Source organism: Flavobacteriales bacterium (assembly GCA_016704485.1).
GTDB lineage: Bacteria > Bacteroidota > Bacteroidia > Flavobacteriales_F > PHOS-HE28 > PHOS-HE28.
The window spans coordinates 620,211-640,695 of the sequence record JADJAA010000001.1; the positions used below are offsets into that span (position 1 = coordinate 620,211).

Genomic DNA, 20,485 nt, shown 5'->3' on the forward strand with positions numbered 1-20,485 from the left:
GGCAAGGAGCAAATAGTCCTATAACTAGCACTACTACTGCAAAAATCCGTATGATCCTTGAACCTCCCATGTTTAGCTACCCTTCTAATGGCCTGCGAATCTAATCTAACCCGCTGTTCCTATGACGTTTCAATAGCGTTTCGGTTGCCTGCAACAATTGCGTTTGACCAAAGGTCGTAGACTTTGTGTATCGGTATCCCGATGGCATTTTGGTCCTGCTCCGTGTAATTCGCCTCGGAAGGCCTTGACCATACTGGTGAAAACGTTAAAGACTGTGTATTAGAACGATCGCAGTTCGTGGATCAATGACCTTTGAATACCAACACACTGAACCATGCGCCCCGTAAACCTAGTTGCCTTGTTCCTCATGCTTGCATTCTGCTCATGTACATCTGAGCAGGAACCCGGAGTAGCACTCAGTACGTTGGAACAACCAGCACTAAAAGCGTCTTCCGCAGGTTTCAACCCGGACATCCTCAACTTCAATATCGCCCAGCGGACCTGCGCGCTCTTTGTCGCCGTACGATCGCATGCATGGGCAGGAGAGATCCCGTTCGGCAACGAGATCGATGACTCCAATTTGCACTGGAACCTATGCCCAGGCGGCACCATGGTTGCCTGTGTAAAAACGCCGACGGTTGATGGCGACACGGTCATCACCGGTATTCCTTGGCCGTATGCAGAGGGGGCTCGGCATTGAGGCCGGCCATACAACTGTCTGTGGTTCTATCTTAGGGTCAAGTAACTGCACCATGAAACTCAACGAATTGAAAGTATCCCTTGCGAAGCAGATCCTCGAGTCGGAAAGCGAGTCTGAATTACACTCTGTGGATCTGGTATTGAATCAGGCGGTCAATTTTGAATTGAGTGCTGAACAAAAGGCACAACTTGATGCTTCGCATTCCCGCTACTTGCGCGGAGAAGGCAAGAGCTACACAAGTGCCCAAATGCTGAGGAAGGTCCATAATACTTAGGCCTTGTTGAATTGATTGAAGCACAACCCCAGCGGGGTGCAATAGCAAAGCGATGGGTCATGACCCATCGACTTCGCATTACCAATGGTTGTGAAGCCCTACAGGGGCGAAATAGCAACCCTTGTTTTCCAACCTGAATAATAGGACCGCACTATTTCGCCCCTGCAGGGCTTGAAAAATTCACGCGTTCTTCTATCGATGGGTCTTGACCCATCGCTTTGCTGTGTCGCCCATGCAGGGCTGAGCTAACAAGGGTATTTCCTTGGTAAGATGGATTCCAATAGCTTGAGTTTTATGTTTATGGGATCTATTGCGGGAGTCTGGGACCCACACATGCAATCGTATGTGCCATAGGGTCTACGATGACGTAAGACCCTGCGCAGGTAATTACCTCACGTTCTCAAAAGGAACGTTCGTGTCCTTCTTTAGTTCATCAATTACCATCTCGTTCTTGCAGATGAAGTCCCGGAAAGCAAGAAAATCCTTAACCAAGCCCTCCGTCAGTCGTGTGAGTTTGGGATATTCCACCACTACGTTAGTATGATTCTTCAACTCAATCGGGCGTTTATCACTCTCTGAAGAGTAGTGCGCCTTGAGATAAGCCGTATTGATGCGAATTGCTGTTGACCGTGTCCGGCTATGAGTCCGTCCTTCGCAGCTTGCTTCAGGCCAATGCGCGTAAATAAATTCCTTGGGATGTTTGCTGAATATGGCCCAGAGGTTAATCTCATGGAATGTTGAAAGTGACCGCCTCTTCTTCTGTACAAGTTGGTTTGTGCCTTTGGGGTCAATCGTGTCAAAGACCTCATTCACTCGAGCGACTACCAAGTAGAGCCAAAATATGTAGGTTGTGTTATAGAATTCAATCGAAGTTTCCTTCCATGCAGAGTTACCAAACCAATCATCATGAATCGTATGGAGTAACTGATTGAAATTCTCTCCAAGACAGTTGTCGTATAATCGTTCATCCCCAACCAATGCGCGCCAAATGTCGCATCCAACGCTATTGCCATCGGATGTCAGAAAGAGATTCTCGAATATCTCCGCACACTGTTCGTGTTCATTCAATTCTATGGACAGGGGGATAACATGTGATTGCTTCTTCATAGTAGTCATTATTGAATATTGCTCTTTTCACGAAGAGCGGCCCTATAAGCCGCTCTTCCTTGTTAGTTATTTGGCCGCTCTCCTACCCAGAACACATCTCACAACTATCCGGATCATCGAGTGAGCAGCTGATCTCGGCTTGGGCCTGGGCTTGTTTGCTCATGGCTTTCATGCGCGCACTGTTCTGCTTCTCGACAGCGGTTACCGGTAGATCATGCTCTTCGGTACTTACTTCCACTTCTTCCTCGATCAAGTTCGCGGTCGGTGCTTTTGATACTAAGGTTTCGGCAACTTTCTTAGCGCTTGGCTCAGTGAGCTTGGCTTTGTCCACGGTGAACTTGATAGCATCCGTTGCGGCTTTGGTGCGGAGGTAGTACATGCCTGTCTTAAGGCCTGCTTTCCAGCTGTAGAAGTGCATGCTCGTGAGCTTCGCGAAGTTCACGTTCTCCATGAAGATATTCAAGCTCTGGCTTTGGCAGATGTACGCGCCACGGTCAGCAGCCATGTCGATGATGACCTTTTGGCTGATCTCCCACGCGGTTTTGTAAAGGTCCTTCAGGTTCTGTGGGATCTCCGGGATGTTCTGGACACTGCCGTTGTTGGCCACCACTTTGTTCTTGAGGTCTTCTCCCCAGAGGCCCAACTTCACGAGGTCGCGCAGCAAGTATTTGTTCACGACTACGAACTCACCACTCAATACACGACGGGTGTAGATGTTGCTGGTGAATGGCTCGAAGCATTCGTTGTTACCAAGGATCTGTGCGGTGCTGGCGGTCGGCATCGGAGCCAACAACAGGCTATTGCGCACACCATGCTTCTTCACTTCCTCACGCAATACGTCCCACTCCCAACGGCTACTTGGCTTCACACCCCACATGTCGAACTGCAATACGCCTTCACTCATTGGGCTGCCCTCGTAAGTCTCGTATGGACCTTCTTCTTTCGCTAGGTCCTTGCTCGCGGTAAGTGCAGCGTAGTAGATCGTCTCGAAGATCTCGCGGTTCAGCACTTTCGCTTCTACGCTATCGAACGGATGGCGCATCAGGATGAACGCATCGGCCAAGCCTTGTACACCGATACCGATCGGGCGGTGACGCATGTTGCTGCGCTTTGCCTCGGGGATCGGGTAATAGTTCTGATCGATCACACGGTTCAGGTTGCGTGCGAGTTCATAGGTTACACTGAAAAGCTTGTCGTGATCGAACTTGCCTTTGGTAACGAACTTCGGTAACGCGATGGAACCGAGATTGCATACGGCAACTTCATCTGGACTGGTGTATTCGATGATCTCCGTGCAGAGGTTGCTGCTCTTGATGGTACCCAAGTTCTGCTGGTTGCTCTTGCCGTTGGCAGCGTCCTTGAACAGGATGTACGGCGTACCGGTCTCGATCTGGCTTTCCAGGATCTTGAACCAAAGCTCCTGTGCCTTGATGGTCTGACGGCCCTTGCCTTCGCTCTCGTATTTTTCATACAACGCTTCGAACTTCGCACCCCATGTGTCGCTAAGACCTGGGCATTCATGTGGGCACATCAGCGTCCAATCGCCTCCCATCTCCACGCGCTTCATGAACAGGTCCGGGATCCACATGGCATAGAAAAGATCGCGGGCGCGCATCTCTTCTTTACCGTGGTTCTTTTTCAGATCAAGGAAATCGTTCACATCGGCATGCCATGGCTCTATATACATGGCAAAGCTGCCTTTGCGCTTTCCACCGCCTTGGTCCACATAACGGGCCGTATCGTTGAAGACACGCAACATCGGAACAATGCCATTACTGGTACCGTTGGTTCCTTTGATGTAGCTACCCTTTGCCCGCAGGTTATGGATGCTTAGTCCAATGCCACCAGCACTTTGGCTGATCTGTGCGCACTGCTTCAGTGTATCGTAAATGCCATTGATGCTATCCTCTTTCAACTGCAATAAGAAGCAGCTGCTCATCTGTGGCTTTGGCGTTCCGGCGTTGAATAGTGTTGGTGTTGCATGCGTGTACCATCCTTCGCTAAGCGAATTGTATGTGCTCAACGCTGCATCAATATCGTTCTTGTGGATACCGATGGCGACACGCATAAGCATGTGCTGCGGACGCTCAGCTACTTGCCCGTGTGTGCGTAACAAGTAGCTCCGCTCCAAGGTCTTGAAACCGAAATAATCATAGCTGAAATCGCGGTCGTAGATAATGGCGCTGTCCAAAACCTCTGCGTTGTCGCTGATGATCTTGTGAACGTCATCGGCCAAGAGGCTTGCTTGCGCTCCGGTCTTCGGGTCAGTGTATTCATAGAGGTCCTTCATTACTTCACTGAAGGACTTGGTGGTGTTCTTGTGCAAGTTGCTTACCGCAATACGGCTGGCGAGCTGTGCGTAATCCGGGTGGCGCACGGTCATGGTGGCGGATACCTCGGCAGTAAGGTTATCCAGATCGGATGTGGTTACTCCATCGTAGATACCATCGATCACCTTGAGGGTGACCTGCGTAGCATCCACACTGGGATCCAACCCGTAGCAGAGCTTCTTAACTCGGGCGGTTATCTTATCGAACTTCACCGCCTCCCGGCGTCCATCGCGTTTAATTACATACATACTTAATTGAGCTGGCTTTGTGGCTTCGGTCGACTTTCAACTCCCGTTGTTGGTCGCCCTTTGCCGGTTTATCTGTCAAACTTTTGGACCCGTAAGATGGGTTCTTTAACAACGCATAATGATCCTAGGTCCGGGAGGATCGTTAACCGAACGTTGTTAGTTGGTGGGTAAGTTCCGTATCGAAGCCCGCCGGGTTTACTACGCTAACAAGGAGAGCGTGTTCCACCACGGTGTTTGGGCTTCAAAGGGAGCACTAAAAATCAGCGTCCAGTGAGAATTTGTTACCCTCCTTATCCTTATTCATAACGCCGGCCTTCTGGTATTCGCCTACGCGCTTCTCGAAGAAGTTGGTCTTGCCTTGCAGGCTGATCATCTCCATGAAATCGAAAGGATTGGTAGCGTTGAACACCTTCTCGTTATCCAGTTCCATTAATAACCGGTCGGCAACGAACTCGATGTATTGCTGCATCAACTTCGCATTCATACCGATCAGGTTCACCGGTAATGCGTCGGTCACAAATTCCTTTTCGATCTCAACGGCATCCATGATGATCTTGGTCACCGTTTTCTTATCCAGCTTGTTCACGATGTGCTTGTTGTAGAGCAAGCAGGCAAAATCGCAATGCAATCCTTCATCGCGGCTGATCAATTCATTGCTGAATGTGAGACCCGGCATCAGGCCGCGCTTCTTCAACCAGAATAACGAACAGAAGCTGCCGCTGAAGAATATCCCTTCAACTGCTGCAAATGCGACCAAGCGCTCTGCGAAACTCCCCTTGCTGATCCAACGCAAGGCCCATTCCGCTTTCTTCTGCACGCATTCAACCGTTTCAATGGCATGCAACAAATGATCTTTCTCGGTAGGGTCCTTGATCAAGGTATCGATCAACAGACTATAGGTCTCACTGTGGATATTCTCCATGGCGATCTGAAAGCCGTAGAAGAAACGCGCCTCTGGATATTGCACCTCGTGTACGAAGTTCTCCGCTAGGTTCTCGTTCACGATGCCATCGCTTGCAGCGAAGAAGGCAAGAATGTGCTTGATGAAGTAACGCTCATCATCATTCAATTTATCCGCCCAATCACTAAGATCGATCTGTAGGTCGATCTCTTCTGCGGTCCAGAAGCCGGCTTCATGCTGCTTGTAGAATTGCCAAATGTCATTGTGTTGGATCGGGAAGATCACGAATCGGTCCTTATTCTCCCGTAACAATGGTTCGTTAGCGTTGTCCACGTTCGTTGGAAGAATGTCATCCATCATACTTATTTGAGTGGGTGTAGTTCTGGTACTCATGGTTCGGGACCGGGGGTAAAGTTTCATGAGGGGGAGACCTCAATGAATAATTCAACAGGAAATTCTTGGTGCCGATGACGGATCTGGAACAGTGCGTCGTCGGGTTACAAAAGTCCGAACCCGATCTACTTTTCACAAGTCCAAGAGGCCACTAAGTTTCCGTAGTTTTCAACATGACCTTGTACGCCGTTGCTGACGCGGGCTGGATCACTAAACCACACTTGCAACAGTTTCTTTTCACGAAGCATTAACAATGCTTGTAACCTACGTCTGCACTAACATAATGAGACACGGAACCTCGGAACAGGTTGATAACACTAGAAAATAGATAGCAACGTGTTATCGATGAGCACAAAGAGGTAACGGTTCGGACGAAGTGAATTCATTCCACTCGTTCAGGAAAAAAGAACGTATCGATCACTTCGGACCAAGACGATCTATCGCTCGAGCCAAGCCGTGTGGATCTCGTCCAATTCCTTGAACCACTCTTCACCGAATTTACGCACGAGCGCTTCCTTCAAGAACCGGTATACAGGCACATCCAATTTCGCACCGCACTCACAGGCTGGCTTGCAGATAGGCCATGTGTGGTAATTCAAGCCTTCGTGGAATTTCAACTTCGTGATACGGATCGGATACAAGTGGCAGCTGATCGGTTTACGGAAGGGTATCGCGCCATCCTTCCACGCTTTTTCTACGCCGCACAATGCAATGCCTTGCTCATCGAAAACGGTGAAGGCGCACTCACCACGACCCTCGACCAATGTAGTAACAAGATCCCCGTCATCATCCACCTCACTAACACCGTGTTCTTCAATGGCACGTTGACCTTTTTCCGGGATGTAGGGTTTTATTTTCGGCCACAATGCCTTCAACTGATCAGCTTCTGCTTGCTCCAAAGGCGCACCACTCTCGCCCGCCACGCAACATTCGCCCTTGCATGCGTTGAGGTCGCACACGAAGCGCTTCTCGAAAATATCCTCGCTAATAAGGGTGTTACGGTGTTCGATCATTTGTAAATTCTCGCGACTTGCCTTACCAGCTCATTTATATCTGAAGAAAGAAGTGAACTGATGCAAACAATCGTGTCAACGAGGAGCCTGAGGCTTACGCGCTGAGGCATTGTATCGTTGTTTTCGAACTGCCTCCACTTCTTTTGTTATTTCCCCCTCAGAGATCGGTGGCAATTTCTTGGCTCTCGCCTGAATATCGGCAATTACCGCCGTAAGCGTCCGCACTTTCCTTAGTCGCATAGCAATATTGCCAAGGTCGCGCAATTGCTCTAATAGCTTTCGGGCCTCTTTACTCGTTACATCCACTTCAAACGATACCATGTTTCTGTAAAGATAAGTAGATCATCGATCATGGATCAGAACAAATGGAAGGCAACTATTGACAGAGAATATCCAATAGTCCGGTTTGGCTATTCACAGCGCTTGATCCAACGATGATGATCTTGCATTTCACATCCTCGATCAGCTCATCCTTAAAATAGCCGGATGCGGTTCTGGCATGGGCGGCAAACCATGTATTTCGTTCAGTCGATCAAAGTAGGCCCTTTTAGTATTGTAAGGCTTCTCTTCTTCACCAACGTTATAGCTCTTAAAGTCTGTTACTGGTCTGTTGAGAACAGAGCTCCAAAAGTAAAGTGAAACGCTTGGCATGTTTTCAGCAGCAAGAAGAACAGCCAATACTTGTTCGTCGCCGTAATATCTTCTAACCTGCCGAATATCTGGAACATCGCCCCAGGTGCATACTCGCTCGATCACGAAATCCGCCTTGCCCTCATAGTCCAGCTTATCGAAATCCACATCCCAAAAAATGCGGCGTGCGAATACAGGGATCGGCTTGGTGGTCATTGCCTTGCAAAGATAGACGATCGCAATACGCGCGATCATCCCATCTTTGCACTTCCGTCGCCACAGGTTTCCAAGGTGAACGAACGAACATCATGAGCAATCAAGAAGACCGCCTTAAGACACTGATCGGCCATGCCAAAGAGTATGGTTTCGTTTTTCAAAGCAGCGAGATCTACGATGGACTTAGTGCTACCTACGACTACGGTCCGTATGGTGTAGAACTGAAGAACAACATTCGCCGGTATTGGTGGGAGGCGATGACGAAACTCAACGAGAACATCGTCGGCCTCGATACCGCCATCTTCATGCACCCTACCGTTTGGAAAGCAAGCGGACACGTGGATGCGTTCAATGATCCGCTGATCGATAACAAGGACAGCAAGAAACGGTACCGTGCAGATGTCCTCTTGGAAGAACACTTGGCCAAGTACGAGCAGAAGATCGATAAGGAGGTTGAAAAAGCGAAGAAGAAATTCGGCGATGCGTTCGATGAAGTACAGTTCCGCGCGACCAACCCGAATGTAAAACGCAGTCAAGACAAGATCGACGCGGTCGAGGGCCGTATGAAAGCGGTATTGGGAGCAAATGATCTGGAAGGTGTGCGCCAATTGATCTTGGACGAAGAGATCAAATGCCCAGTGAGTGGCACTGCCAACTGGACGGAAGTGCGTCAATTCAATTTGATGTTCGCAACGGAGCTGGGTAGTGTAAGCGGCGAGAGTGCCACGATCTACCTACGCCCTGAAACAGCTCAGGGGATCTTCGTGAATTTCTTGAACGTGCAGAAGAGTGCACGCATGAAACTTCCTTTCGGCATTGCACAGACCGGTAAAGCATTCAGGAATGAGATCGTAGCACGCCAATTCATTTTCCGCATGCGCGAATTCGAGCAGATGGAAATGCAGTTCTTCGTGAAACCCGGTACCGAAATGGAATGGTACGATAGCTGGAAGGAGAAGCGCATTGCCTGGCATCGTTCATTGGGAATCGCACAGGAGAATTATCGCTTCCACGATCACATCAAATTAGCGCACTACGCCAATGCCGCATGTGATATCGAGTTCAACTTCCCTATGGGGTTCAAAGAGCTTGAAGGCATTCACTCACGTACTGATTTCGACCTGAAGCAGCACGAGGAATTCAGCGGTAAGAAGCTGCGCTACTTCGATACCGAGACGAACGAAAGCTATGTACCGTATGTGATCGAAACATCGATCGGTTTGGACCGGATGTTCTTGGCAATGCTGAGCTCTGCGTACGAAGATGAAACATTGGAGAACGGTGAGGTACGCACCGTGCTCCGCATTCCAGCAGCATTGGCACCTGTGAAAGTTGCAGTGTTGCCGTTGATCAAAAAAGATGGCCTACCTGAAAAAGCGCGTGAGATCATTGACCGCTTGAAGCTTGACCACAACTGCCAGTACGACGATAAGGACAGTATCGGTAAACGCTACCGCAGACAAGATGCGATCGGCACTCCGTTCTGCATTACCGTTGATCACGAAACGCTTACCGACAACGCCGTAACCATCCGTGACCGTGATACGATGTTACAGGAGCGGGTTGCTATAACTGACCTCGACCGCATTGTTGGTGAGAAAGTGAATATGCGTGGGCTGTTGGGGAAGTTGTGAAGGGAAACGTTGTCCTAACTTCGCCATACAATGGCTAAGAAAAAACCAAACGCTACAATTGCGGATGCGGTGAAAACTCGCGCTAGGCGAGCAGCACCTAAGCCTGCGGGCACTGAAAAGCGGACGGAACAAAAGCCAGCGAAGCGTTCGGCTCCTAATAAGGTTCGTAAAGGGTATGACGCAGATAAGTACACAGGTGCGATCCCGGGCCTTGCGGAACGGATGAAAGAGTATTTGGAACACATGCGCGATGATCGTTGAGCGGATGCTGGCCGATACAAACGCACTGATCCACCAACTCGGAGGTGATCAGCACGTCGGCGAGCTACTGAAAGATAAAAAGGTCCATATTTCGTTCGTTACCCAGATCGAACTGCTTAGCTGGCCAGGCTATTCGACAGAAGAACGGACCGTGGTGTCAGAACAGATCAAGGAGTTCATTGTCACTGATGTCAATGAAAACATTAAGATGATCGCAATTGACATTCGAATCAAACATAAGCTAAAACTGGCGGATGCTTTAATTGCAGCAACTGCCATCAGTCTGAGTATTCCGCTGGTTACTGGAGATAAGCACTTCAATCGTCTAAAGGCCGAACTTGACCTTATCAAAATTTGACATTCAAGAGCTGAGTGGCAAATTCCCAAGGGCAGCAAATGCCAAACACGCTCTAATATCCTCTTCTGTCAATTGTGGAAGATCATCAATGATCTCCGTGTTGGACACACCGGAAGCCAACCAACTCAGAACATCGAAAACCGTTATCCGCGTATTACGGATACAGAGCTTTCAGGATCGTGGTTCAGGGTCGATCGTTATGGTCTGAGCGAGGCGTACACGAACGTTCCTACTCCGCCATCAGACGTATTGTTTGCCGCATGCCATTCTCATGTTCCACGTGTAGCAAGTATGCACCCGATGGCAAGCTACCACGAGATATGACCAGACTTGTATCGCCGAAGCGGGTGGCCGGCAGAACCGTTCTTCCACAGGCATCCCAGAGCGTGTAAGTTCCTCCTTTCGTACTTGCGGTTTGCACAATAACTTCGGTCATGAATGGATTGGGCTGTGCCGAAAGTGGTGGCAATGCAGCTTGCTCCGCGATCGACCGGAAGCCACAATCTACCAGTGACCTGACCGGAACTGGTGAATTGGTGTTCGTCCCGATGGAAAGCTGTCCCCATTCGTTGTTTCCCCAACCCCATGCTCCTCCATCACTTGTGCGGGCAAGGCTATGTCCGGCACCACCGCAGATCTCCACGACGTTGCTGATCACTGTCACTTGCACTGGACTCCAACGATCGGTCTGTGTGCCATCGCCTAAACGGCCGTAATGGTTATAACCCCATGCCCAAGCAGTACCATCTTCTTTCAATGCCAAAGAATGGAACACACCCGCCTTTACACTCGTGAAACCACTGTTAGCCAAGGAAGGCACTGGGCCGGTCTTGGTTACGTTGGTGCCATCGCCGATCTGACCTTGCTCGTTGTAGCCCCAGCCCCAGATGCTTCCGTCGGCACGCAGCATCAATGAATGGTTGTTCCCGCCTGCCACGGCGATGGCGGTAGGTCCAACCACGTTCACCGGACTTGCACGGTTCTCGGTGGTCACATCACCCAACTGCCCATCTGCATTCATGCCCCAGGAGCGGATGCTACCATCCGCTCGAAGTGCAAGTGTGTGGTAACCACCTGTAGCGATGGAGACAATTCCCGTAAGCCCGGGAACTTGGATCGGCGATAAGGACAATGTACCGGGTCCCATCTGTCCGTTACCCAACTGCCCGAAAAGGCCACCACCCCAGACCCAAACCGTACTATCAGCTCGTAGGGCCGCTGCATGTGCGAAGCCCATGGCGACTTGTATAACCCCTGTAAGACCGGGTACGTGGTATGGAATGCTGTCGTAAACTTCGGTAGTGCCCACCCGTTGGCCCCAGGTCCAGACCGTACTATCCGCACCCAATACAATGGCTTGCTGCTGTTGAACACTGACCATGGTCACTTCATCCGGCATTGCCACTGGGAACGCAATGTTCTGATCGATGGAAGAGGTGTTGCCGAGTTGGCCATAATAGTCCGAACCACACGAACTCAGCCCCTGCGGCGCGCACAGGAAAACGCTGAATTGATTGCCGGCACCAAGCGTCTGCGCATGCAGTGCATGGGGTGTCCAGAACGTTGCGAACAAGAAGGGAAGCAAGACAAGGCGCTGAGTGAACATGGTATCAGGATGTGAACACCGAACCTTAAGGCGTTCGGCTGGATGAGCATATGCCTTGTGGACGATCATACGTCCAAGACCGTTGCCCCGAATAAGAACTTGGAAGCGACATGCTATTCTCCGATAATGTCGCTTAATGACCACTTTGACCATTCCGGCAGGATGCTGTCCATTTTTTTAATTCGCCATGTAAACCTCTGGGCTATGATACCGCTCCATGGCCTACTGTGACCGTTACCCGTTGTGGACTAACATCCACCCACTGAAGCGTATAGGTTTGATATCAATATCAACAAATTCAACGATCATGAAAAAAGTAGTACTCCTTACAAGCATTCTGATCGGTGCCTTGCCTCAAGCCTTCAATCAAGCTTTTAATACACTGAACATCAATGATGTTGAAATGCGAGTTTTCTCAAATGGTAAGATCGGAAATGATCTTAGCCTAGGAACTCCTGGTTTCGTTGTACCTGCAGGAAGTGGAGCTAGTCCCATGGGCTATGCCGGTCTGTGGATGGCGGGTTCTTCCACCGACAACCAACTAAAACTCGCTGCGCAACTTTACGGCAGTGGATCGGATTTCTTTCCAGGACCATTGACTATTGATGGCTCCGCAACCATATCCGATCAGGTTTCGCTCGCCTATGATATGGTGTTGCGCATTGATAAGTCTCAGGTAGACCAACACGTCCTTTGGTATAATTGCCTGAACGAACCTAGCTGCGACATTGCAACGCTATTTCCGAATGGATATACCGTACCACAGGCATTCATCAACTGGCCCGCCAATGGGGACGTAAATGCTGGTCAGGCTTTGTATCTAGCGCCATATGTGGATGCCAATGGCGACGGATATTATGATCCGTATGCAGGTGACTATCCATGCATTAGAGGTAATCAAGCCCTGTTCACGATATTCAATGACAAACTTGCGCCACATACTGAGTCCGGCGGCGGGCAGATCGGTGTGGAAATTCATATGATGCCCTTTGCTTATAACTCAGCCGGTCCGGCGCTGGATCAAACGGTATTCGTTCACTACACCGTTATCAATCGCGCTAGCCAAACGCTTACCGATTTCCGCATCGGAAACTTCGCAGATCTCGATATCGGCTGCCCTGATGATGACTTTATAGGAACTGATGTTGGGCGGAATTTGGTATATGCATATAACTGGGATGACAATGACGAAACGTGCCAAGGAGGGTCGTCAATAGGCTACGGGCCGCAACCACCCGCCTTTGGAATGACCATTCTAAAAGGCCCTTATCTAGACGCTGATGGCGCGGACAATATCTCCGACCCCGCCACTCCTGCTTTCAATGGCTTGAATTTCAACGATGGCATTATTGATAACGAACGCTTTGGAATTTCGGGTTCTCAGCACTTTTATCGCCAAGGGAATTCGGCTCTGACGGACCCGAATACGCCTTTTCATTTCCGTAACTATTTGCATTCCGTTTGGAAAGACGGTACTCCTTTGTCTTATGGATATGGGTACAGCACAGATCCCGGCGTTACGCCTAGTTTATTCAGTTTCCCCAATAGCACGGATCCATTGGGTGTGGGGACCAATGGTGTGCCACAAGTTGATTGGAGCGAGAACGTACCTACTCCTGCAAGCCCGGATCGTCGCGGATTGGCCATCATGGGACCGATCACCTTAGAGCCCGGCGCTATCCACAATTTTCTGATCGCATACGTGTATGCGCGTGCTGGTTCTGGCGGAGCCTCCGCAAGTGTTCCAGCATTGCAACAACGCGTAGATAGCGTAATTGCATTCGCAGAAGCACAAGGCCTGTTGGCTGATGAACTTGGCTGCGCTGATGCATTCACCGGTTTAACCCATTATGCAAAACCGCGCACTGATCTTTCACTCTTCCCCATTCCTGCAACCGACCAACTCTCTGTTGTTACGAATGGAATAGCGGCTGGCTCGGTGATAGAGATCTATGATGCACGCGGACAATTGATCATGACCCAGTCGGTGATCGGTGCCACAATGGTCGTGGATGTCCGTAAGCTGAATGCTGGGCTGTATGTGGTGCGTTGTGCTCAGCAAGATGCTGTACATATCGGGCGGTTCGTGAAGGAATGACCGATCGAGTGGACAAGACGCTGTGCAAACCTAGGGCTTGTGCAGCGTCTTGATCTTTGCCAACCTGGAAATTTCATCCCTATCAGTATTCGGGATCTATTGCTTTACTGCTATCTTCGCGGCCCCAATACCTACCCAGGTGGCGGAATGGTAGACCTACCTGCGGTAGGCAGGCGCGCCCTTCCAACACCAAAGTTTGTATTGACATCTTGTTTTTTTACACCTACCCAGGTGGCGGAATGGTAGACGCCTGCGGTAGGCAGGCGCGCCCTTCCAACACCAAAGTTGGTTTTGACATCTTGTTTTTTTACACCTACCCAGGTGGCGGAATGGTAGACCTACCTGCGGTAGGCAGGCGCGCCCTTCCAACACCAAAGTTGGTTTTGACATCTTGTTTTTTTACACCTACCCAGGTGGCGGAATGGTAGACGCGCTGGTCTCAAACACCAGTGATGCAAGTCGTGCGGGTTCGAGTCCCGCCCTGGGTACTATCCTTAATGGTTGTCGAGCGGGCCTGCCTACCGAAGGCTGGTTCGAGTTCTGCCTTGTGTACAATTTTCTGGATGTCCTGTTGGGTATATGCGATCACAAGTCAGTTAAGGCCATACATTTATGTGGGCTTGACCTATGATGTTCCCAATAGGGTCGCCCGACACAACGCAGGCGGTGAAAAAACCACAAAACCATATCGACCATTCGATCTTCTCCTTTCAGAAGAGCACATTGATCGACCTTCAGCAAGACTTCGTGAGAAATACTTGAAGTCCGGAAAAGGAAAAGAATACTTGAAAAGACTGCGTTACAATTGTTGAACAACGAACGAACGAACAAACCAACAATATTCTTTCGGGCCTGCCTGCCGCAGGTAGGTTCGAGTCCCGCTCTGGGTACTTTTTCATAATTGCGGCCGCTTCGAGCGGACGCAATTGTATGCGCACTATGTCAACAACACCTGATTCATTGGTCCACGCCAGCCCTGCCAAACAGGAACGCTACGACCGTGCCTACATGAAGATGGCCTTAGAATGGGCCAAATTGAGCCACTGCACACGCAAGCAGGTCGGTGCATTGCTGGTGAAAGATGGCATGATCATCAGTGATGGATACAACGGCACGCCCACCGGTTTTCCCAATGATTGTGAAGACGCACAAGGTGCAACGCATTGGTACGTTCTACATGCCGAAGCCAATGCGATCATGAAAGTGGCCAAAAGCACCAATAACGCCAAAGGAGCAACACTCTATTTGACCCATTCACCCTGCAAGGATTGCAGCAAACTGATCCTTCAGGCCGGGATCGGTCGATTGGTCTACATGGATGCATACAAAGACCCGGCTGGCTTAACCTTGCTCAAGGATGGCGGCCTGGCCATTACACAAATAACGCTCGGTTGATCGCATCACCTATTTTTGCAAGACGCCCTGATCCATGACCAAACCACGTAACTCGTTCTCCGCCTATTTTCCTGTTCTGCTTGCTTTTGCGTTAGTAGCCGGATTGTTCATTGGGCGGAATATGGGAAGCAGTTCCGGAGGTGGTCTGCAAGTCTTCAATAGAGAGGCTTCACCGTCTGATAAAGTTGGGCAAGTGATCGACCTGATCGATCGCCAATACGTGGATACTGTGGAGAAAAATGAGTTGGTGGACGAAGTGCTCCAGCACATGTTACAGCGTCTTGACCCGCACAGTTATTACATCAGCGCGGCGGAACTAAGCGCAGCACAAGAACCACTGGAGGGCAGTTTCGATGGTATCGGCGTGGAGTTCGCCATACAACACGATACCGTGGTGGTGATCAGTCCGGTGGAAGGTGGACCTAGTGAGGCACTTGGTATCCGTGCTGGTGATCGGATCATCAAAGCGGATAGTGTTGTTCTGGCCGGTGTGGAGGTGACGAACGATCAGGTCATGAAGAACCTACGTGGACCAAGCGGCAGTGAGGTTACCGTGCTGCTGCTTCGCAACGGCCGTGCAAAACCGTTCGAGGTATTGATCAAACGCGGTAAGATCCCGATCCATAGCGTGGCAGCAACCTTAATGACCGACGACGGTACGGGGTACATCAAACTGGTGCGATTTGCCAAGAATACACATGAAGAATTCCTTGCTGCGGCCGAAGAGCTTACCAAGCAAGGAATGAAACGTCTCGTGCTGGACCTGAGGGGAAACGGCGGTGGTTTCCTCAATTCAGCGATACTTCTGGCCGATGAGTTCCTGCCGGACGGGAACACGATCGTGTATACCCAAGGCCGCAATTCTCCTCGGCGCGACATCACCGCAACCCGCGATGGTTCCTATGAGAAATTACCCTTAGCCGTATTGATCGATGAAGGTTCTGCAAGTGCAAGTGAGATCATTGCCGGTGCAATACAGGACAATGATCGCGGTGCCATTGTTGGTCGCCGCTCATTCGGAAAAGGATTGGTGCAGGAACACGTAGACCTGCCCGACCATAGTGCGGTGCGGTTAACGACAGCACGGTACTACACCCCAAGTGGGCGATCCATTCAAAAGCCATATGGTAAGGGGATTGATTATGAAGATGATTTCACGGCACGCTACGAACACGGCGAACTGCTTTCTGCTGATAGCATCCACCTTGATTCTACGCGCGCATTCACTACGTTAGGTGGACGAACCGTATATGGTGGAGGAGGCGTAATGCCTGACCTATTCGTATCGGCGGATACCTCTGAAACATCAGCATTCTTGAGTGAGCTTTTCTTTAGTGGAACGTTGAACCAATTCGCATTTGACGTGGCCGATCGGGACCGCAACAAGCTTCTGGCTTATGGCTCATCCAAGGCATTCGATGCTCGTTACAATGTGAGTAGTCCTCTATTCGATGAATTAGTGGACTTCGCGAAGAAGCAAGGTGTAGCAAGCACTGCTTCTGATATTGTGCGCTCGCGCAAGACCATCGGCACCCGGCTGAAGGCGAGTATAGCCCGTAATGTCTGGGGGAATGTTGGATACTACGGTTCGCTATTGGAAAGCGATAGGATCTTTCAGGAGGCCGATTCGATGTTGAGGAGCGGCCAATAGTGTCTCACTCACACCATCCCTAGGCTCCGCATAAGGGCGGAATGCGAGATAACCCTTTCACGCTGCTGGATCCCTGCAAAGGCCTCAATTATTCAGCTTTTGACCATCTTTTCAGAAAGGTCCACAATGTCCGGAGTGTTATGGACTAACCCATCCTTCCCATATACACCGGAGATATGTGAATTAAAAAAGGGCCTCGCGGCCCCTTTTTAATATGCTTCGGAAAGAGATCAGTTATTTTACTGCTTCTTTGGTTGCTTCAACAGCACCTTCTACTTTTTCGCCAGCAGCGTCAACTGCTTCGCCAGTAGCGTCTACTGCTTCAACAGCAGTGTTCTCAACTGCAGTGCCAGCGGCATCAACAGCATCGCCAGCTGCGTCAACAGCAGTTGCGGCTGCTTCAGTTGCTGTTGTAGCAGCATCTTCAGCTTTCTTCTCCATTTCTTCAACGTTGCTGCTTCCGCAAGCAACGAACAATGCTGCCATAGAGGCTAACAGTGCGAACTTCTTGATCATTTTTGTGTTTGGTTGGGGTGAAAAGTTGCGCAAATGTATGGAACTTTATGATATCGCAAGATTTATCGCTGGGTTTTAGACGAATATGGCAAAATCACCTACGGATCCATAAGATCATGAGCGGATGCGGCCGGTCAGCATGCTACAGGTTCAATTTTCAAACCCGACAATGCGCGACTACCTTTGTACCAGACTCACATCAAGGTCCAGATCGGACCATCAAAATACGGATCAAAATGGCATTTACCCTACCTGCTCTTACCTATGCATTCAAGGCATTGGAACCACATATCGACGCACGCACCATGGAAATACACCATGGCAAACACCATCAAGGTTATGTAAACAACCTGAATAAAGCAGTGGAAGGTACTCCACTGGAAGGCAAGATGTTAGAAGAAATTCTTGCTGGGCTGGACATGAACAATGGTGCAGTTAGGAACAATGGTGGTGGACACTATAACCATAGTCTTTTCTGGACCGTTATGGGACCCAACGGAAGCGGAAAACCTTCTGGTGACCTTGCAGCGGCAATAGACAAGGACTTCGGCTCGTTCGATGCGTTCAAGGAAAAATTCGCAGCAGCGGGCGCAACCCGTTTTGGTAGTGGCTGGGCTTGGCTATGCGTTCAAAAAGGTGGCAAACTCGAAGTCTGTAGCACACCAAATCAGGATAATCCGCTCATGCCCAATGTAGGCTGTGGTGGAACTCCTATTCTGGGTATGGATGTATGGGAGCACGCTTACTACCTGCACTATCAGAACCGTCGTCCGGATTATATCACCGCCTTCTGGAACGTGGTGAACTGGGATGAAGTATCCCGTAGATTCGCAGCTGGAAAGTGATCATTGCTTTTGTTCTTGAAAGGGCGTTGCAGTGATCTGTAACGCCCTTTCTGTTTGCCCGACCTGATGTTACGATATATACTGCTCATTCTCTCCCTAATAACTGTTGGTAGTTCCGTTCGTGCGAGCGGTCCGTACAGGGCGATGAACGCTGTGGAACTGAATTTACTTGATAGCTTGACCGAGCAATACGACCTCAGTATTGAAGACGGTCCGAAGAAAGAAAACGCCCGATTGATCAGCAGTTCACTTGCTGTATTGCTAGGTCCGTTCGGGGCACATCGCCTATATTTAGGCACGACGACCAAGGTGGCGATCATCTACGGAATTACGTTCGGAGGCTTTGGTATTCTGGCAACGATCGACCTTTTCCACTTGCTGTTCACCAAGGACCTGGATGCCTATCGCAATAGCGATAAGGTATTCATGTGGGTGAAGTAGTAAAGAGTACCTGAACGGGAGATTACTCCACCGTTACGCTCTTCGCCAAATTCCTTGGTTGATCCACGTTCCGGTCCAACATTACCGCAATGTGATAGCTGATCAACTGTAGCGGAATAACGCTCAACAAAGGAACCAAAGCATCAGGTGTTTCCGGGATCTCGATCACATGATCGGCGATACCCTTTACAACAGTGTCACCTTCAGTAACGATCGCAATGACCTTACCCTTGCGCGCTTTGACCTCTTGTATGTTGCTTACCACTTTCTCGTAGCTTGCTCCTTTTGTTGCGATCACAAAAACCGGCATGCTGTCATCGATCAGCGCGATCGGGCCATGTTTCATTTCGGCAGCAGGATATCCTTCTGCATGTACGTAGCTGATCTCCTTCAATTTCAACGCACCCTCCAACGCGACCGGGAAACTTGAACCGCGGCCGAGATAGAGCGCGTTCTTCGCATCCTTATAGATATCTGCGATGTACTTAATGTGATCCTCGGTATCGAGCACTTTCTGCACCTTCTCCGGGATAGCATCCAATTCGTTCATCAACCGATGGAAATGACTGCTGCTGATCGTACCCTTCTTATTGCCGATCATCATGGCCATAAGCGTTAGCACGGTGACCTGGGAAGTGAATGCCTTTGTACTGGCAACACCGATCTCAGGGCCTGCGTGCGTATACGATCCCGCATGGGTGATCCTTGCAATACTACTGCCGACCACGTTGCAAATACCAATGATGGTCGCGCCACGGCTCTTGGCCAATTCTATTGCAGCCATTGTATCCGCTGTTTCACCACTTTGACTGATCGCGATCACGATATCGTCCTCGTTCACGATCGGATTGCGGTAACGGAATTCGCTGGCGTATTCCACTTCTACGGGAATGCGGGCAAGGTCCTCGAACAAATATTCACCGACCATTCCAGCGTGCCAGCTAGTACCACATCCAATGATCAGTATCCGTTTTGCATTCACGAATTTGCTCTCGTAGTCCTTGATCCCGCCCAAGACCACTTCTCCCTTCGCAATGTTCAACCGCCCACGCATACTGTCACGTATACTACGCGGCTGTTCGTGGATCTCCTTCAGCATGAAGTGATCGTAACCACCTTTCTCCAACGTCTCCAAGTGCATTTCGAGCTCTTGGATGAACGGTGTTTTTACTTGGTTCTTTACATTGCGGATCTTCAATCCTTTCTCACGATCGATCACCGCGATCTCGCCATCCTCCAGATACACCACGTTCTTGGTATGCTCTATGATCGGAGTAGCATCGCTGGCTACGAAGTGCTCCCCATCGCCAATACCGATCACCAATGGTGAACTCTTCCGTGCGGCGACCATCAGGTCCGGTTGTTTCCTATCCAATACCACTATCGCGTATGCTCCTACCACACTTGCAAGAGCCAATCTCACGGCTTCAGGAAGATCACACTTCTCAGTACGTTGAATATCATCGATCAGATGCACTAGCACCTCGGTATCCGTATCGCTTAGGAATTCATGCCCACGCGTCTTCAATTCTTCTTTGATGGACGCATAATTCTCAATGATACCATTGTGGATCAGTGCAATATCTCCACTGTTGCTTTGATGTGGATGGGCATTCACATCACTCGGTGGTCCGTGCGTGGCCCAACGCGTATGGCCAATTCCAATGGATCCTTTTGCACTTATTCCATTCATGTGCGATTCAAGATCGCTCACTTTCCCCTGACATTTATGAACCGAAAGCGCTTTACCGTCGATCAATGCAACTCCGGCACTATCATACCCGCGGTATTCCAACCGACGTAAGCCACTGATCAGGATCGGATAGGCGTCCTTGTCGCCCAGGTAAGCTACGATTCCACACATTTTG

Annotated in this window: 21 protein-coding genes and 1 tRNA gene; 12 read left to right on the forward strand and 10 right to left on the reverse strand. The window is 49.9% G+C overall.

Going from position 1 to position 20,485, the window contains the following annotated elements; genetic code table 11:
* The first annotated feature begins 334 nt into the window (after positions 1 to 334).
* Together IPF95_02730 and IPF95_02735 are read left to right on the forward strand one after the other, a co-directional pair.
* Positions 335 to 700, forward strand: coding sequence for a hypothetical protein (locus IPF95_02730; GenBank protein ID MBK6473609.1), 366 nt, complete (start codon positions 335 to 337; stop codon positions 698 to 700).
* 52 nt (positions 701 to 752) lie between these two features.
* Entirely contained in the window at positions 753 to 974 is a 222-nt protein-coding gene (locus IPF95_02735) for a hypothetical protein (GenBank protein MBK6473610.1), read from the forward strand.
* A 387-nt stretch (positions 975 to 1,361) separates the two neighbouring features.
* Here the strand turns inward: IPF95_02735 and IPF95_02740 are convergent, their stop codons facing one another.
* The 6 genes from IPF95_02740 to IPF95_02765 form a co-directional block, all read right to left on the reverse strand.
* The gene (locus IPF95_02740) at positions 1,362 to 2,081 is read right to left on the reverse strand and encodes a hypothetical protein (protein MBK6473611.1); all 720 of its coding nucleotides are present in this window, start codon (positions 2,079 to 2,081) and stop codon (positions 1,362 to 1,364) included.
* Between the two features lie 82 nt (positions 2,082 to 2,163).
* The gene (locus tag IPF95_02745) at positions 2,164 to 4,659 is read right to left on the reverse strand and encodes a ribonucleoside-diphosphate reductase subunit alpha (protein ID MBK6473612.1); all 2,496 of its coding nucleotides are present in this window, start codon (positions 4,657 to 4,659) and stop codon (positions 2,164 to 2,166) included.
* 253 nt (positions 4,660 to 4,912) lie between these two features.
* Positions 4,913 to 5,917, reverse strand: coding sequence for a ribonucleotide-diphosphate reductase subunit beta (locus IPF95_02750; GenBank protein MBK6473613.1), 1,005 nt, complete (start codon positions 5,915 to 5,917; stop codon positions 4,913 to 4,915).
* Between the two features lie 473 nt (positions 5,918 to 6,390).
* Positions 6,391 to 6,966: a DUF3109 family protein gene (locus IPF95_02755; protein MBK6473614.1), complete on the reverse strand. Its 576-nt coding sequence runs from the start codon at positions 6,964 to 6,966 to the stop codon at positions 6,391 to 6,393.
* 75 nt (positions 6,967 to 7,041) lie between these two features.
* Positions 7,042 to 7,287: a hypothetical protein gene (locus tag IPF95_02760; GenBank protein ID MBK6473615.1), complete on the reverse strand. Its 246-nt coding sequence runs from the start codon at positions 7,285 to 7,287 to the stop codon at positions 7,042 to 7,044.
* 141 nt (positions 7,288 to 7,428) lie between these two features.
* Positions 7,429 to 7,851: a hypothetical protein gene (locus tag IPF95_02765; protein ID MBK6473616.1), complete on the reverse strand. Its 423-nt coding sequence runs from the start codon at positions 7,849 to 7,851 to the stop codon at positions 7,429 to 7,431.
* A gap of 53 nt (positions 7,852 to 7,904) precedes the next feature.
* On the opposite strand from IPF95_02765, the gene IPF95_02770 reads away from it, so the two are divergent.
* The 3 genes from IPF95_02770 to IPF95_02780 are packed head-to-tail and all read left to right on the forward strand — an operon-like array spanning position 7,905 to position 10,065.
* Entirely contained in the window at positions 7,905 to 9,446 is a 1,542-nt protein-coding gene (locus IPF95_02770) for a glycine--tRNA ligase (GenBank protein ID MBK6473617.1), read from the forward strand.
* Between the two features lie 30 nt (positions 9,447 to 9,476).
* Positions 9,477 to 9,707 (forward strand): hypothetical protein, encoded by a 231-nt coding sequence (locus IPF95_02775; protein MBK6473618.1) that lies wholly within the window; start codon positions 9,477 to 9,479, stop codon positions 9,705 to 9,707.
* A complete protein-coding gene (locus IPF95_02780; protein MBK6473619.1) occupies positions 9,697 to 10,065 on the forward strand; it encodes a type II toxin-antitoxin system VapC family toxin in 369 nt (122 codons plus the stop codon). The genes IPF95_02775 and IPF95_02780 overlap by 11 nt, the downstream gene beginning before the upstream one ends.
* A 3-nt stretch (positions 10,066 to 10,068) precedes the next feature.
* Here the strand turns inward: IPF95_02780 and IPF95_02785 are convergent, their stop codons facing one another.
* On the reverse strand, positions 10,069 to 10,227 hold the full coding sequence (locus IPF95_02785) for a DUF433 domain-containing protein (protein ID MBK6473620.1): 159 nt from the start codon (positions 10,225 to 10,227) through the stop codon (positions 10,069 to 10,071).
* A 67-nt stretch (positions 10,228 to 10,294) separates the two neighbouring features.
* Positions 10,295 to 11,671, reverse strand: a complete 1,377-nt coding sequence (locus IPF95_02790) for a T9SS type A sorting domain-containing protein (protein MBK6473621.1) — start codon at positions 11,669 to 11,671, stop codon at positions 10,295 to 10,297.
* Between the two features lie 307 nt (positions 11,672 to 11,978).
* On the opposite strand from IPF95_02790, the gene IPF95_02795 reads away from it, so the two are divergent.
* From IPF95_02795 to IPF95_02815, 5 genes are all read left to right on the forward strand, one after another.
* Positions 11,979 to 13,769, forward strand: a complete 1,791-nt coding sequence (locus tag IPF95_02795; GenBank protein MBK6473622.1) for a T9SS type A sorting domain-containing protein — start codon at positions 11,979 to 11,981, stop codon at positions 13,767 to 13,769.
* A 407-nt stretch (positions 13,770 to 14,176) separates the two neighbouring features.
* Positions 14,177 to 14,257 (forward strand) — tRNA-Leu (locus tag IPF95_02800).
* Positions 14,258 to 14,332: 75 nt separating this feature from the next.
* Entirely contained in the window at positions 14,333 to 14,581 is a 249-nt protein-coding gene (locus tag IPF95_02805) for a GIY-YIG nuclease family protein (GenBank protein ID MBK6473623.1), read from the forward strand.
* A gap of 127 nt (positions 14,582 to 14,708) precedes the next feature.
* Complete coding sequence (locus IPF95_02810; protein ID MBK6473624.1) at positions 14,709 to 15,164, forward strand: dCMP deaminase family protein; 456 nt, start codon at positions 14,709 to 14,711, stop codon at positions 15,162 to 15,164.
* A gap of 34 nt (positions 15,165 to 15,198) precedes the next feature.
* On the forward strand, positions 15,199 to 16,815 hold the full coding sequence (locus IPF95_02815) for a S41 family peptidase (GenBank protein ID MBK6473625.1): 1,617 nt from the start codon (positions 15,199 to 15,201) through the stop codon (positions 16,813 to 16,815).
* 234 nt (positions 16,816 to 17,049) lie between these two features.
* On the opposite strand, the gene IPF95_02820 is transcribed toward IPF95_02815, so the two are convergent.
* Positions 17,050 to 17,331, reverse strand: a complete 282-nt coding sequence (locus tag IPF95_02820; GenBank protein MBK6473626.1) for a hypothetical protein — start codon at positions 17,329 to 17,331, stop codon at positions 17,050 to 17,052.
* A 236-nt stretch (positions 17,332 to 17,567) separates the two neighbouring features.
* Here IPF95_02820 and IPF95_02825 point away from each other — a divergent pair, with 236 nt between their 5' ends.
* Both IPF95_02825 and IPF95_02830 read left to right on the forward strand, forming a co-directional pair.
* Complete coding sequence (locus IPF95_02825) at positions 17,568 to 18,176, forward strand: superoxide dismutase (protein ID MBK6473627.1); 609 nt, start codon at positions 17,568 to 17,570, stop codon at positions 18,174 to 18,176.
* A 66-nt stretch (positions 18,177 to 18,242) separates the two neighbouring features.
* Positions 18,243 to 18,617, forward strand: a complete 375-nt coding sequence (locus tag IPF95_02830) for a TM2 domain-containing protein (protein MBK6473628.1) — start codon at positions 18,243 to 18,245, stop codon at positions 18,615 to 18,617.
* Between the two features lie 22 nt (positions 18,618 to 18,639).
* On the opposite strand, the gene glmS is transcribed toward IPF95_02830, so the two are convergent.
* Positions 18,640 to 20,481: a glutamine--fructose-6-phosphate transaminase (isomerizing) gene (gene glmS / locus IPF95_02835; GenBank protein ID MBK6473629.1), complete on the reverse strand. Its 1,842-nt coding sequence runs from the start codon at positions 20,479 to 20,481 to the stop codon at positions 18,640 to 18,642.
* Positions 20,482 to 20,485 lie beyond the last annotated feature (4 nt).